Annotated in this window: 13 protein-coding genes and 1 riboswitch; of the genes, 7 read left to right on the top strand and 6 right to left on the bottom strand. The window is 60.5% G+C overall.

All coding sequences use genetic code 11. The features are described from left to right. Positions 1-59 precede the first annotated feature (59 nt). Positions 60-307: riboswitch (cobalamin riboswitch) on the bottom strand. Positions 308-471: 164 nt separating this feature from the next. The 5 genes from BMX59_RS13420 to BMX59_RS13400 all read right to left on the bottom strand — a co-directional run bounded on the left by BMX59_RS13420 (position 472) and on the right by BMX59_RS13400 (position 5,049). After that, positions 472-1,011, bottom strand: a complete 540-nt coding sequence (locus BMX59_RS13420; protein WP_071491318.1) for a C40 family peptidase — start codon at positions 1,009-1,011, stop codon at positions 472-474. 144 nt (positions 1,012-1,155) lie between these two features. Continuing rightward, positions 1,156-1,785 carry a C40 family peptidase gene (locus tag BMX59_RS13415; RefSeq protein ID WP_092242943.1) on the bottom strand — a complete coding sequence of 210 codons (630 nt, stop codon included), beginning with the start codon at positions 1,783-1,785 and terminating at the stop codon, positions 1,156-1,158. Positions 1,786-1,994: 209 nt separating this feature from the next. Next, positions 1,995-2,699: a DnaA regulatory inactivator Hda gene (gene hda / locus BMX59_RS13410; protein ID WP_058424954.1), complete on the bottom strand. Its 705-nt coding sequence runs from the start codon at positions 2,697-2,699 to the stop codon at positions 1,995-1,997. Positions 2,700-2,902: 203 nt separating this feature from the next. Continuing rightward, positions 2,903-3,976, bottom strand: coding sequence for an AI-2E family transporter (locus BMX59_RS13405; protein ID WP_058424955.1), 1,074 nt, complete (start codon positions 3,974-3,976; stop codon positions 2,903-2,905). Between the two features lie 32 nt (positions 3,977-4,008). Beyond that, positions 4,009-5,049 (bottom strand): DUF2066 domain-containing protein, encoded by a 1,041-nt coding sequence (locus BMX59_RS13400; protein ID WP_093122209.1) that lies wholly within the window; start codon positions 5,047-5,049, stop codon positions 4,009-4,011. A gap of 342 nt (positions 5,050-5,391) precedes the next feature. On the opposite strand from BMX59_RS13400, the gene purM reads away from it, so the two are divergent. The 7 genes from purM to BMX59_RS13365 all read left to right on the top strand — a co-directional run bounded on the left by purM (position 5,392) and on the right by BMX59_RS13365 (position 13,850). Continuing rightward, positions 5,392-6,450: a phosphoribosylformylglycinamidine cyclo-ligase gene (purM, locus tag BMX59_RS13395; RefSeq protein WP_016976515.1), complete on the top strand. Its 1,059-nt coding sequence runs from the start codon at positions 5,392-5,394 to the stop codon at positions 6,448-6,450. Continuing rightward, a complete protein-coding gene (gene purN, locus BMX59_RS13390) occupies positions 6,450-7,100 on the top strand; it encodes a phosphoribosylglycinamide formyltransferase (protein ID WP_093122205.1) in 651 nt (216 codons plus the stop codon). The genes purM and purN overlap by 1 nt, the downstream gene beginning before the upstream one ends. A gap of 8 nt (positions 7,101-7,108) precedes the next feature. Then, on the top strand, positions 7,109-7,822 hold the full coding sequence (locus tag BMX59_RS13385) for a DUF3108 domain-containing protein (RefSeq protein WP_058424959.1): 714 nt from the start codon (positions 7,109-7,111) through the stop codon (positions 7,820-7,822). A gap of 381 nt (positions 7,823-8,203) precedes the next feature. Next, entirely contained in the window at positions 8,204-8,392 is a 189-nt protein-coding gene (locus BMX59_RS13380) for a hypothetical protein (protein WP_071491322.1), read from the top strand. Between the two features lie 205 nt (positions 8,393-8,597). Then, on the top strand, positions 8,598-10,526 hold the full coding sequence (locus BMX59_RS13375) for an IucA/IucC family protein (protein ID WP_093122557.1): 1,929 nt from the start codon (positions 8,598-8,600) through the stop codon (positions 10,524-10,526). Continuing rightward, positions 10,516-11,727, top strand: a complete 1,212-nt coding sequence (locus BMX59_RS13370) for an MFS transporter (protein ID WP_093122202.1) — start codon at positions 10,516-10,518, stop codon at positions 11,725-11,727. Before BMX59_RS13375 ends, BMX59_RS13370 begins: the two co-directional genes overlap by 11 nt. A gap of 11 nt (positions 11,728-11,738) precedes the next feature. Beyond that, a complete protein-coding gene (locus tag BMX59_RS13365; protein ID WP_093122197.1) occupies positions 11,739-13,850 on the top strand; it encodes a TonB-dependent receptor in 2,112 nt (703 codons plus the stop codon). Between the two features lie 121 nt (positions 13,851-13,971). Here the strand turns inward: BMX59_RS13365 and BMX59_RS13360 are convergent, their stop codons facing one another. Continuing rightward, complete coding sequence (locus tag BMX59_RS13360) at positions 13,972-14,517, bottom strand: DUF2058 domain-containing protein (RefSeq protein ID WP_028617375.1); 546 nt, start codon at positions 14,515-14,517, stop codon at positions 13,972-13,974. Positions 14,518-14,521: the final 4 nt, after the last annotated feature.

Below are 14,521 nucleotides of genomic sequence, written 5' to 3'. Positions count from 1 at the left end.
TGGACAAAAACGGCGGGCAGGAAAAAAGAAAAGCAGACAGCCAAGCATCGCCCACCGTGATGCTGTTGGATGTTGCAGGCCGGTCTCCGGGCTCATGAGTGGCGTGCTGGCTGAAGGCAGGCCAACGCTGCGCCTTCCCATATCGCAGGCGATACAGTGGCAAAAGGCAGCGTCTTGACTCATTTACCGTTGCGGGGGCAGCGCCGGAATCGCGGCGGCACTGTGTAGAAGTGCGCTCACTCACCGGCTTCCCTGTTTCACTCTGTCGACCCGTGGGTCACAGAGCACCTGGAACAAGCGGCGAAGGGTAGTAGGTTGGGGGTGGAGCGTCAATTAAAGCAACTTGAAGTCGACACAAAACAACTGTGGGAGGGGGCTTGCCCCGATGGCGGTGGATCAGCCCAGTTATCTTTAGCTGACACACCGCTATCGGGGGCAAGCCCCCTCCCACATTTCGATTCGAGTCTGGCGCTAAGGATTGCGTGCCAGGTTGCCCGGCAACACGCGCTTGGCGCTCAAATAGGCATTCTGCCAATAGGCTTTGGACAATGTGTCCAGCTTCACCGTACCGCCGGTTTGTGGCGCATGCACAAAGCGCCCTTCACCCACGTAGATCCCGGCGTGGCTGACCTGGGAACCGCCACCGGTGGCGAAGAACAGCAGGTCGCCGGTCTGCAGGTTCTGCTCGCTGACGTCCTGCGCGCGCATTACGATCAGCTCGCGGGTGGTACGCGGCAGGGAAATCCCGGCGGCATCGCGGAAGACAAACCCGATCAGGCCGCTGCAATCAAACCCGGAGTCCGGCGTGTTGCCGCCCCAACGGTAAGGCGTGCCGACCAGGCCCAGCGCGCGGAAGAGTACGTCTTCGGCTGCGGGCGAGAAATTCTGGGTAGAATAGTTGAACACCGGCTTGGGCTTCACCGCTACAGGAGCGGGCGGCGGTGTGCGGCTTGCGCAGGCGCTGAGGAGCGCGGCGCAAACAATGAGAATCAGGCGGGCCGAGGTCGACATGTGCAGAACAATCCTGGTCTGGATGCGGCTTTCGCTGCCGAACGCTGAAAACCAGAACGCGCAAGCAAAGCTCGCGCGAACGGATTACAACAATGTCCAGTGATTCTAGCGCTTACACGTCAAACTTCAAGTATCACTTTAAGTTTACTTGCTAGCGGTAACCGTCGTCGGGGCCATGGCGAGTGCGCGCTTGGCTTCGATGAAGGTTTTGCTCCAGTAGCTGTCACCCAGGTTATCTACCCGGACACCGCCACTGCGACGGCTGCTGGAGTGGATAAACTGGTTATCGCCCAGGTAGATACCGGCGTGGCTCACACGACCACGGCCTGCCGTACTGAAGAAAAGCAGATCGCCAGGCTTGAGGTTGTTGCGTGCGACCAACGGTGCATTCACGTTGATCATTTCGCGGGTGGAGCGCGGCAGATTCATGCCGGCCTCTTCACGAAACAGATAGCCGATGAAACCACTGCAGTCGAAACCGGCTTCAGAGGTACCACCGAAACGGTAACGGGTACCGATCAGGGACATGCCGCGTTCGAGAATGCTGTCGGCCAGGACTGGAAGCTGATAAGGCTTGTTGCCGGCGAAATCGGCCAGTTCCTTTTCCGTTGCGACTTCTTCCTCATAAACAGAGGCAGATTGTGCAGCAACGAATTTTGCCTGATTTTGAACCTGTGGTTTCTGCTGATCGACCACCTGCTGAGGGTGGGAGGCGCAACCAAACAACAGGGTAACGAGTGCGAGGGGCACGAGGGGTGCGAAGCGATTTAGCATGGGCACGACCGTGGCTGATATGTAAAGAAGTCGAGACTATGCCTTCTATCACATCGATTTGCAAATTCAATCGTGCTCTATGTGACTTCGCGATTGGACTATGACATCTAAGCCGTAATTCCATTTATCGGTTCGAATGCGAAGCCCAGCCGGCAGAAACGCAGGTTTTCTGGCGCCCGTAAAATGGCGAACCGCGTAAATTCAATGAGTTACCAGCCCAACGTTTCCTTGAGAAAAGGGATCGTCAATTTTCTTTGAGCCTGCAAGGACGCCTGATCGAGCTGCTCGAGCAAATCGAACAGCGCACTCATGCTGCGGGTGCCTCGAGTAAGGATAAAGTGACCGACTTCGTCGGTGAGGTGCAGGCCGCGACGGGAGGCCCGCAGTTGCAGGGCACGCAATTTGTCCTCGTCGGACAGCGGGCGCATCTGGAAGATCAGCGCCAGGGTCATGCGCGACTTGAGGTCGGCCAGCTTGATCGGCAACTCGCGTGGCGAAGTCGACGCGGCAATCAGCAGGCGCCGACCGCTGTCACGCAAGCGATTGAACAGGTGAAACAGCGCTTCTTCCCAATCCGCCTTGCCGGCGATCGCCTGCAAGTCATCCAGGCACACCAGTTCGTATTGCTCAAGGTGATCGAAGATGCCGATACCGCGATCCATCAACTCGGCCAGCGGCAGGTACACCGCCGGTTCGCCCATCTGCTCGAACCGCAGGCACGCAGCCTGCAACAGGTGGGTACGCCCTACGCCGTGCTTGCCCCACAGATAGATCAGGCTTTCAGTCCACCCGGCGTCGGCTTCGCAGAGCCGCTCGACATAGCCGAGTGCAGCGGCATTGGCGCCTGGGTAGTAGTTGATGAAGGTGGCGTCGTCACGCAGACGCACACCCAAGGGCAGCTGAATCGGTTTCATGCTGACTGAACGGCTCCGAACGAACCGTTAGTGGCCTCTGTGTAAAGTTTGCAAAGTTTATACCCGTGACGCCGGGCGCACAATGCAACAGACCCCAAGCAAAATCAAAGGTTTGCGTTAACTTGTTGGATTTATGCAGATTGTTTGACGGACCGCCCCCAGAAAAGACAAACCCGGCCTTGGCCGGGTTTGTGAAGATAGAGTTACAGGTCGGGATCTTCAACCCCCGTATAAGCATCCGAATCCTTGTACAGATCGTGCACATGGCGCACCAGCACCATGATCACCGCCGCCACCGGCAACGCCAGCAGGATGCCCGTGAAGCCAAACAGCTCACCACCCGCCAGGATCGCAAAGATCACCGCCACCGGATGCAGACCAATCCGATCCCCGACCAACAACGGCGTGAGCACCATGCCTTCCAACGCCTGGCCGACCATGAATACGGCCACGATCCCCAGCATCGGGTACAAGTCCCCGCCAAACTGGAACAAGCCCGCGACCAGCGCCGCGCCGATCCCAATCACAAACCCCATATAAGGCACGATCGCGGCCAGGCCGGCGATCAGGCCGATCAACAGACCCAGCTCCAGGCCGATAGCCATCAAGCCGGCCGCGTAGATGATCCCCAGGGCGAGCATCACCAGCAACTGCCCGCGCACGAAGGCGCCGAGCACCTCATGGCATTCCTCAGCCAGCGAAACAATGCGCTCCTCACGGTTGCGCGGCAGCAGGCTGCGGATCTTGGCCATCATGATGTCCCAGTCGCGCAGCAGGTAGAACGCCACCACCGGGATCAGCACCAGGTTGGTCAGCCAGCCGATCAACGCCAGGCTGGACGCCGTCGCCTGGCTGAGGATGACCCCGACAATATCAGTGGTCTGGCCCATATGTTCGCTGATGGCCGCCTTGACCTTGTCGAACTTCCAGAAACCATCCGCCAGCCCCAACTTGGCCTGGGCCCACGGCATCGCCGTGTGCTGCAGCCAGTCGAGCATCTGCGGCGCCAGCTCATACAAGCGGAACAACTGCTTGGCCAGCATCGGCACCAGCACCAGCACCAACGCCGTGATGATCAAGGTAAACAGGGCGAACACCGCCACCACGCCCCAGGTCCGCGATAACCCGGCTTTTTCCAGGCGATCCACCACCGGATCGAACAGGTAAGCCAGCAGCAACGCGACCAGGAATGGTGTCAGGATCGAATGCAGCAGGAACACAAAAACGCACAGCAGGACAAACCCGCCAAGCCACACCCAACGACGCGTATCCGCCATAAACCACTCCATCTATATAAAGAAGAAAACTGCTACCAGCGAAAACGCAGTTGCGCCTGAGGTTCTGGTGCAGCAGCCGGCTGCGCACCCTCCGCCGCCGGTTGCGGGACCGGTGCTTCACCCGCAGGAATCTCCTGCAACTTGGCCAGGCTCAACTGGGTACGCAATTGATCGGCACTGCCATTGACGCGGTACACGATGCGATTGCCATCCACTAACTGCGGCTGACCACCGAAAGGCTCCAGCAGGTGACCCAGCGCGGCATAACGCTCCAGGGTCATGCCCTGCACTTCCAGCAATTGTTCGGTGCTCACGCCGGGTTTGACCGCAAAGCGTGGCGCGAGCTTTTGGCTGATCGCCAGCATCACCGCGTCGGCTACAGCGCCGGTGTCGGCCCCTTGCGCGGCGCCCTGCTCGCTCTTGTCGCCCAGCCACAGGCGCCATTTGGCTTGCCATTGGTTGCCTTCCTGACGCGCATGCACGGCCAGCAAAGCGTCGGCGCCGTAACGTTCGGAAGCGGCGCGCAACGGTGTGGCGTCAGCACTTTCCAGGTTCGGTGCGGTGGCGACCACCTGCTCATCCAGGTCGCCCAGCGGCAGGCGCAACGGCAGGCCACGGTGTTGCGCGGCACGGCGCAGCGCCTGGGCGACGGTCTGGCCATCACCCACCAGGCTGCTGCCTTCGGTGGAGTCGTTCAGCCACCAGCCAAGGATCGACGGCCGATTGCTGCCCCAGATCGACAGGCCCGCTTCGCGCAGCACGCGATCGGTGCTCACTGGGTCGAAATCCACTTGCAGGCTTTCCGGCGGGCCGGCGTCGTAGCCGTACTGGCTGATGATTTGTTGCGGATCCTTGCGAACGGCCGCCAGACCCGGCCCCTCGGCGGCCTTGGCGTCGCCGGTCAGGCGGATCACCAGGGTCTGCACGGCGCGCTGGGTCGCCTGGTCACGCTCTTGCGGCGACTGACTGCTGACGGGTTCGAGTACTTGGTAAAGGCCATTGAGGGTTTCGGCATGACTCGCCAGGCTGACCAACGACAAGCAGCCTACAAAGAAGAATTTACACAGACGCATGGAAGATTCCCGAACGACAAATTTAGCGGCTGGAACAGACCGCGTGAACTCGGTTTGCCAAGGCTGTGACCACGGCGACCGATAAAACATTCACAGGGTCTTGGTAAGTTTTCGTACTGTCATAACGCTAGCGCAGTAAAGGCTATACCTTAATACGCACCAAAGCAGACCCGATTAGCATTTTTTTAACGCCATATGCCCCTGCCCGTCGGCCCGAGGATGGCCGCTGCCCCTCAAGCCTGATAAAATCGCGCGCCTTCGCAGACCGTCAACGGCGTGGCCTTTATAAAAGCCCCCGCCCGCTCGGTCGTTACCCAGAAATCCCCCCTAAAGGCCTGGATCATGAGCAAGCAACCCTCCCTGAGCTACAAGGACGCCGGTGTAGACATCGACGCCGGTGAAGCATTGGTCGAACGCATCAAGAGCGTCGCCAAGCGCACTGCGCGCCCCGAAGTCATGGGCGGCCTGGGCGGTTTTGGCGCCCTCTGCGAGATCCCGGCCGGCTACAAGCAGCCTGTACTGGTGTCCGGCACCGACGGCGTGGGCACCAAGCTGCGCCTGGCGCTGAACCTGAACAAGCACGACACCATTGGCATCGACCTGGTCGCCATGTGCGTCAATGACCTGGTTGTGTGCGGCGCCGAGCCGTTGTTCTTCCTCGACTACTACGCCACCGGCAAGCTGAACGTGGACACCGCGGCCCAAGTGGTCACCGGCATCGGCGCCGGCTGCGAACTGTCGGGTTGCTCCCTGGTCGGCGGCGAAACCGCTGAAATGCCAGGCATGTATGAAGGTGAAGACTACGACCTGGCCGGCTTCTGCGTCGGCGTCGTGGAAAAAGCCGAGATCATCGACGGCTCCAAGGTTGCGGCCGGCGATGCCCTGCTCGCCCTGCCATCCTCCGGCCCGCACTCCAACGGTTACTCGCTGATCCGCAAGATCATCGAAGTGTCCGGCGCCGAGATCGAGAACACCCAGCTCGACGGCAAGCCGCTGACGGACCTGCTGATGGCCCCGACCCGCATCTACGTCAAGCCGTTGCTCAAGCTGATCAAGGACACCGGCGCCGTCAAGGCCATGGCCCACATCACCGGCGGGGGCCTGCTGGACAACATCCCGCGCGTGCTGCCAAAAGGCGCCCAGGCCATCGTTGACGTGGCCAGCTGGCAGCGTCCGGCAGTATTCGACTGGCTGCAAGAGAAAGGCAACGTCGACGAAACCGAGATGCACCGCGTGCTGAACTGCGGCGTCGGCATGGTCATCTGCGTGGCTCAGGAGCACGTTGAAACCGCGCTGAACGTACTGCGCGAAGCCGGCGAACAGCCTTGGGTCATCGGCCAGATCGCCACCGCTGCCGAAGGCGCGGCTCAGGTTGAGCTGAAGAACCTCAAGGCTCATTAATGTCTCAGACCTGTGATGTCGTGGTGCTGCTCTCCGGCACCGGCAGTAACTTGCAGGCCCTGATCGACAGCACGCGCACCGGCGACAACCCGGTGCGCATTGCTGCGGTGATCTCCAACCGCAGCGACGCCTACGGCCTGCAACGCGCCAGGGAAGCGGGTATCGACACCCGCTCGTTGGATCACAAGGCGTTCGACGGTCGCGAGGCCTTCGACCGCGCCTTGATCGAACTGATCGACGCCTTCAACCCCAAGCTCGTAGTACTCGCCGGCTTCATGCGCATCCTCAGCGCTGACTTCGTGCGGCATTACGCCGGGCGCCTGTTGAATATCCACCCTTCCCTGCTGCCCAAGTACAAGGGCATGCACACGCACCAGCGTGCGCTCGAGGCCGGCGACAGCGAGCATGGCTGCAGCGTGCACTTTGTCACCGAGGAACTCGATGGCGGGCCTCTGGTCGTACAGGCAGTGGTTCCGGTAGAGTCTGACGACTCGGCGCAGACGCTTGCGCAACGGGTTCACGCCCAGGAACACAGGATTTACCCGCTGGCCGTTCGCTGGTTTGCCGAGGGGCGGTTGATTCTTGGTGACCAGGGTGCATTATTGGACGGTCAGTTACTCGCGGCCAGCGGCCACTTGATTCGAACCTAGGAGATTTTATGCGTCGCGCCTTGCTCTTCGCTTTTGCGCTGTTCGCCTTGCCAGCCGTGCAAGCAGCAGACCTTCACCCCTTCTCCGTCAGCTACACCGCCGACTGGAAACAGTTGCCCATGAGTGGTTCGGCCGAACGCAGCCTGGCCAAGAACGGCGACGGCTCCTGGACCTTGAATTTCAAGGCTTCCATGATGATCGCCAGCCTCACCGAAACCAGCGTGATCCTGTTTGACAAGGACACCCTGCAACCGAAGAGCTACACCTTCGAACGCGGCGGCCTGGGCAAGGCGAAGAAAATCAATCTGGACTTCGACCAGACCGCCAAGAAAGTCACCGGCTTTGAAAACAAAGACCCGGTCAACGTGCCCCTGCAAAGCGGCATGCTCGACAAGTCGACCTACCAGTTGGCCTTGCAACGCGATGTGGCCGCCGGCAAGAAAAGCATGAGCTACAACGTGGTCGAAGGCACCGACGTCGACACCTACGACTTCCGCGTGATTGGCCCGGAAAAAGTCCAGACCAAGGTTGGCTCCATCGACGCGATCAAGGTCGAGCGCGTGCGTGACCCGACGCAAAGCAAGCGCATCACCCAGATGTGGTTTGCCAAGGACCAGGGCGGCATTCTGGTTGCCCTGCGCCAGGTAGAAACCGATGGCAAGGAATACAACATCATGCTGCAGGACGGCACTGTTGACGGCAAGGCTGTCAAAGGTAGCTGATCGGTAGCTGGAACAACGAGCCTCGCGAATGCGGGGCTTTTTTTCGCCTATGGATTTGGTGTTCAAACCTCTACCGCTATCGGGGGCAAGCCCCCTCCCACACTGGGTTGTGTTCACCGATCAAAAATGTGGGAGGGGGCTTGCCCCCGATGGCGATAGCCGGGCCAACAAAGGGTTCAATGCCTGACTTGAACATGAAACTTTCGTCATAAAACTCAGCACCCTGCGGCGCAATGTCGCGGTTTACGCGGCCCGCAGCACTGTTGCGTTTGCTGCAATGATTTGTTGCGCGAAAAGTCGGTTTACTTAGCAAGCTAACAAAACATATAACAAAGGCCTGCGACGACTTGCCGCAGATCCACCAGAGATTGGAGCAAGCAGATGACTGTAAAAGTAACTGAACGCGACGACGAACATATGTCCCACGAAGCACTGGGCCATGGGATTCACATCTGGGATGTACACCAGCAAGACCTGTTGGTCGGCATGTTTCACAACGAGAGCGACGCTCATAATTATAAAAACGAGCTCGAAGCCCTTGAGATGAGACGCCAGACACAAAGCTCCTGAACACCTGAAATCTCGTAGGCCCCAGCCCCACGCAGCTGTAGGGCCTACCCCCGACGACCCCGCCATCGAGCGGGGTTTTTCGTTTTGGCAAACTGCACGGCGGGCATAAACGATTCAGTAAAATTGTATCAGCAAATAGACAATTGGAAATGATTCTCGATAATATCCACCACCTTTCAGCACGCCCATGAAAACGGAATTCATCATGACGAACGGATGCAGCAATACGCCGGACCAACAATTGCTCAAACGCTGGGGTGAAGCACTGGTTACGCCCCAGTTCCAGACTCACAACGTCACCCTCGACGCCCTGATCGACACCCTCGCACCCGCCGCCGAACGCAGCTTTCAACGCCTGATCCAGGCCCTGTTCCGTGAAGGCCTGCTGGCCCCCGATACACTCACCCAGGACGAGCAAGGCCGCCACCACCTGCCGCTGTCCGATCACGCCTGCCTGCGTTTCGACCACCTGCGTGCCGGGCGCATGGCCAGCTGGGACCTGCGTGGCGCGGTGACGCTTGTGCAAACTGGACAGACCGCACGGAAGATCCAATTCCCATCGCAATTGCTGACGCTGCTCAACGACACCCTCGAAACACCTGCCGCCCCGCAGGTCTTGAGCCGCCTGATCAGCGAGATCGACGACAGTTTTGTCAACGATACGCTCTGCCTGGCCTTCCACGAGCAATGGAGCCTGAGGCTGCACGCCTCGATGGGCCCGTCCCATCAGGACAACCTGCTGAGTCATCTCAAGGATGAGCCAAGCGTTACCAACCCGACTTCCGTGCTTGAGCAGTGGGGCACGCTGGGCCACCCCTGGCACCCCAACTACAAAACCAAACTGGGTTTGGACACCCACCAGGTCATCGACTTCTCACCGGAGTTCGAAGCGCGCTTCCCGGTGTTGCTGTGCGCGCTGCACCACCAGTACGCCCACGTGGAAACGCTGGCCGATACCGCTGATTACTGGCAATGGTGGCAAGCCCACTTTCCACGTGCTGCGCAGCAATTGACCGCAGCGCTGACGGCCCAGGGCCTGGAAGCCAGCGAGTATTTGCCGCTGCCTGCGCACCCTTGGCAAGCCCAACAGGAACTGCCCCGGTTGTTCGCCAACGAAATCGGCGACCGACTGCTGGTGCTGACCGACATCGTCGCGTTTACCGCCCACCCCACCATGTCCTTCCGGACCGTATTGCCTGATGGCCAGGGCGGCGCGCCCATGGTCAAGCTCCCGGTCTCACTGCGCCTGACCAGCGTACAGCGCACGGTATCGCCACGCTCGGCGCGCATGGGGCCGCGGATCAGTCACTTGCTGCAAACGATCCTCGCGCGCGAACCCGCGATCCAGAAACTCCTGAACATCGTCCCCGAGCGGATCGGCGTGCATTTCAACCCCCAACCGGTGAATGACGAACACGCCCGCCACCTGGCCGTGCTCTACCGCGACAACCCCCAGAGCCTGCTACAACCGGGGGAAATGGCCGTTCCGGTAGGTAGCCTGTTTGCCATCGACCAACACGGGCAGCCCTTGCTGAGACAGTGGGTACGTTTGAGCAAAGGCCAGGACAATGCACCGGCCATGCTCGCGTTCTTTCGAGACTATGCAGCGATCACTGTGCCGGCCCTGCTGGGGATGTACCTGCGCTACGGTGTGGCGTTCGAGGCCCATCAGCAGAACGCCTTCATGGTCATGGCCGCAGACAGGCAGTTGAGCCGCCTGCTGTTGCGTGATTTTGGCGATATTCGCATCGACCGCCAGACCTTGCATGCCCACGGCCTGGACATCGAACTGCATGACCCCGGGATGACCCTTTACGACGATGCCGGTTTTGTCCGTGACAAGCTGCTGCACACGGTATTCATGTGCCACCTGGGCGAGCTGGTGCTGCTCAGTGCCCGCTACTTCGATATTCCCCAGGCACAACTGTGGAACGAACTCGCGGCCCAAGTCAGCCAGTGCTTTGATCGCATGCGCAACGAAGTCGCTCCCCAACGCTGGGAAACCGAACGTGCAGCGCTGCTGGAGCAGCCGTGGCCAGCCAAGTCGTTCATGCGGATGCGGCTGCTGGACAGTCACGCCGATATCGTCGGGCGCCTGCCGAACCCGCTGAGCGGCGCCGCACATGCCGGCTAACAGCACTGCACTGCGTTTGTTGGTGGTCATCCAGTTGGTGTCGATGGGTGCCATGGAAATGAGCGGCCCCTTCTGGCCTTTGCAGATCCAGAGGCTGCTTGGCGATGCCGGCGCCCATTACACCGGCCTGCTGTCGTCGCTGGTATACGCCGGACCGATGATGGCAGCGATGATCCTGACGCCCCTGTGGGGTCGCCTGGGCGACCGAACCGGGCATAAGCCGATGATCATTCGGGCGCTGCTGGCGCTGGCGGCCTGTCAGGCGCTGGCCGCCCTGACCTTCGATCCCTGGCTGCTGGTCGCGATCCGCGTGGCACAAGGTGCACTGGCGGGTTTTATCGCGGCCGCCCAAGCCTATGCGCTGGCGTGCTGCGGCGACAGTGGGCGCGGACACATAATGGCCCGCCTGCAATCCGCCACCGCCGTGGGTTCGCTGGCCGGTCCGGTGTTGGGTGGCTGGCTGATGGATATCTCCGGATTCGCCCTGCTGTGCTACAGCGCTACCGCCGTCTGCCTGGTATGCGCGCTGGTCAGCCTGTTCTTGCCCAGCGACAACCAGCGCCTGCGAAAGACTAATGCCACCACGCCCACCGCCCTGCCCAAAGGCTGGCTCGGCGCAATGTTGGGGATCATCGTACTGATCCAGGCTGCCAAAATGATGCCTCAGCCGTTTTACGCCCTATACGTCGCGGACGTCCTGCATGCGCCAGGCTGGTTGATCGGTGCCAGCTATGCCGCCAGCGCACTGACCCTGGCCCTGTCCGCACCGCTCTGGGGTCGCCTGTTCGACCGACACCCGCCCGCACACACGCTGCGCATCATCGAATGGGTCACCTGGGCCTGCGCCTTGACCCTGGCGTGCACGGCGCTGGCCAGCGAATGGCTGGGCTTCATCGCCAGCCGGCTGTTGTGGGGCATGTGGCAAGGCGCCTTGCTGCCGGTCGCCTATACGTTGATCGCCAATACCGTTGCGCCCGCCCAACAGGGGTTTGCCCTGGGCATCGGCAACAGCGCCGCCAAGGCGGGAGCGCTAGGCGGTGCCTTGCTGGGTGGTATCGGCATGGGGATGGTAGGCCTGGCACACAGCTTCTGGCTGGTTGCACTCACGTACGCCTTGGCCGCCCTGGGTATCCGCATCATCCGCTCGTTCACCCGAACACCCGCTATGCCTGTTTTTTCTGTCAATACGTCTAATAATTGAAAGGCAAGATCATGAGAAAGTCGCAATGGGCAGCGCTGCTGCCACTGATGGGATCGATAAGCGCACCGGCCTGGGCCGATCAGTCCGAGGCCGAGCCCACCAACCTGCAATTGCAGGCCACCGTCGTCTCGGCCACGCGCAGTGAAACCAGCATTGCCGCGATTCCAGGCTCCGTACAGGTCATCGACGAAACCCAGATCCGCCAGCAAACAGCCGCGGGGCGCCGGGTTGCGGATATTCTCGGGCAATTGGTGCCAGGCATTGCCCCTTCCAGCGGTGGCATGAGCAACTTCGGCCAGACCCTGCGCGGACGCAATACGCTGATCCTGATCGACGGCGTGTCCCAGAACGCAACACGCGACAACTTCCGCCAGCTCAACAGCGTTGCGCCGGAAAGCATCGAGCGCATCGAAGTGATCTCCGGAGCGAGCAGCGTTTATGGCGCGGGCGCCTCAGGCGGCATCATCAATATCATCACCAAGCGTAACCAAGGTGAAGACCTCGCCTTTAGCAGCAAGATCGGCATGACCAGCGGCAATAACTTCAGTCACAAGGGCTTTGCCTACGAGGCGTTCCAAAGCGCTACTGGGCGCAAGGGCCCGGTGGACTGGTACGTATCGGCGAACGGCGTGCAGCGCAACGACCAGTTCGACGGCAACGGCAAGCGCATTCCCCAGGACACGTCCCAGGGCAGCAACATGGATACCCAGACCTACGACCTGCAAGGTCGCTTCGGCTACACGCTGGATGACGACAAGAAGATCAGCCTGTCCCTGCAAGATTACAAAGACGAACAGGACACCCGTTACACCAAGAACCCACGCATCACCAACACCGCCGTTGCGGTCAAAGGCCTGGACCTGGACGATCAACCGTTCACACACAACCAGGCGGTCAACCTCAATTACTCCGACAAAGCGTTCTTCGGACAGGGCTTGCAGGTCGAAAGCTACTGGCGCCGGGCCGACGCGCTGTTTTTCCCCGACCTTTCCCGCGGTCGCGCAGGGGTTTCCGACAACAACAGCGTGCAGGACGTCTATGGCGTGCGCGCAGCCATCGACACGCAAATGCCGGATATCGGCCCGGCGACCGGCAATCTGGTCTGGGGCGCTGACTATGATCACGAAACCTCACGCCAGCGCGGCGACCAGTACCGGGTCAATGGCCTGACCTACACCAAGACCGGCACCACGTTCGAGATGGGGCCGGACATCACCACTACTACCAAGGCGATTTTTGGCCAACTGTCCTACGACATCGACGACTGGACCTTGCGTGGCGGTGTGCGCCGCGAGTGGATCGAGAGCCGGATCGACGACAGCATTGCCTATGGCGAAATCGTTCAGACCGGTAACCGCGCTACCCTGCCGGGCGGCACCCTCAAATATGACGACACCCTCTATAACCTCGGGGCGGTGTATCACCTGAGCGAAAACCAGGATGTATTCGTCAACTACAGCCAGGGCTTTTCCCTGCCGGACATCCAACGTTTCCTGCGGGACGTCAACAGCCAGTACGACATTCAGAAGCTCAATGCCCAAGCCCTCAAGGTCGACAGCTATGAGCTGGGCTGGCGTGGCAACTGGGACAAATGGCTGGCCAACGTCACGGCGTATGAAAACACTTCGGATGTCACCCAGTTCTATGACGCCAATGATCGCGTGCTGCGCCTGGTCAACCAGAAAGAACGCGTGCGCGGCATTGAAACCAGCCTGACGTACAACGTCACTGACCAGTGGTCGGTCGGCGGTACTTACGCGTATGCCAAAGGCGAGACCCGCCAAAACGGCAAATGGATCGACTTGCCGGCCACGCGCATCTCCCCCGCCAAGACCACCGCCTTTGTCGGCTATGACCACGACGACTACAGCCTGCGCCTGCAAGCCATGCGCCTGGCCGACTATGACGCCGCGTTCAAGGATAACAATGGCCGCGATATCCAGGGCTACACCCTGGTCGACCTGCTGGGTTCGGTACGCTTGCCTGTGGGTCGCCTGGAGGGGGCGATCTACAACCTCAGCAACCGCAATTACCAGAACATGTTTGCCCAGGCCAACGCGCGAGCACCGTACCCGAATGCCGAAGGTCGGACCTTCAGCGTGAGTTATGCCGTGGACTGGTAACACGCAGCGCTGAAAGCACAAACCCCGCCTTTTGAGCGGGGTTTGTGTTTTGGGGCCGCTTCGCGGCCCAACGCGGGGCAAGCCCGCTCACCACAGGCAAGCCCGCTCAAGGCTTACAGACTTACCACATCAGATCATCCGGGATCTGGTAAGCGGCGTAGGGATCATCTTCATCCGGCACCTGGCTTTCGGTAAGGATATTGAGCTGCACGATACGCTCCGGTGCGCGCTCCTGGATCTTCAGCGCCGCTTCACGCGGGATCACCTCATAACCGCCACCGTGGTGCACGATCGCCAGGGAGCCGTTGCTCAGCTTGTTGCGCATCAGCGTGTTGACCGACAGGCGCTTGACCTTCTTGTCGTCCACGAAGTTGTAGTAGTCCTCGGTGGTCAGCTTGGGCAGGCGCGAGGTCTCGATCAGTTGCTTGACCTGGGCCGTGCGGGCCTTGGCCTCGGCTTTTTCCTGCTGCTGGCGGTTCAGTTCCTGGTCGCGCTTGACCTTCTCGGCGTGCGCCTCGGCCGCCAGACGGGCCTGGGTGTCGTCGGCCTCGATCTGGCCTTTATGGACCAGGCGCTGCTGTTTCTGTTTCTCTTTGCCGACCTGCTTGGCCTGCTTTTGATTGACCAGACCTGCTTTGAGCAACTGGTCGCGAAGGGAAAGGCTCATGGTG

It is taken from the genome of Pseudomonas sp. NFR09, assembly GCF_900111535.1.
Taxonomy (GTDB): Bacteria; Pseudomonadota; Gammaproteobacteria; order Pseudomonadales; family Pseudomonadaceae; genus Aquipseudomonas; species Aquipseudomonas extremorientalis.
Note: the sequence above shows the minus strand (reverse complement) of the source record. Positions and strands in the feature narration are given on the sequence as shown.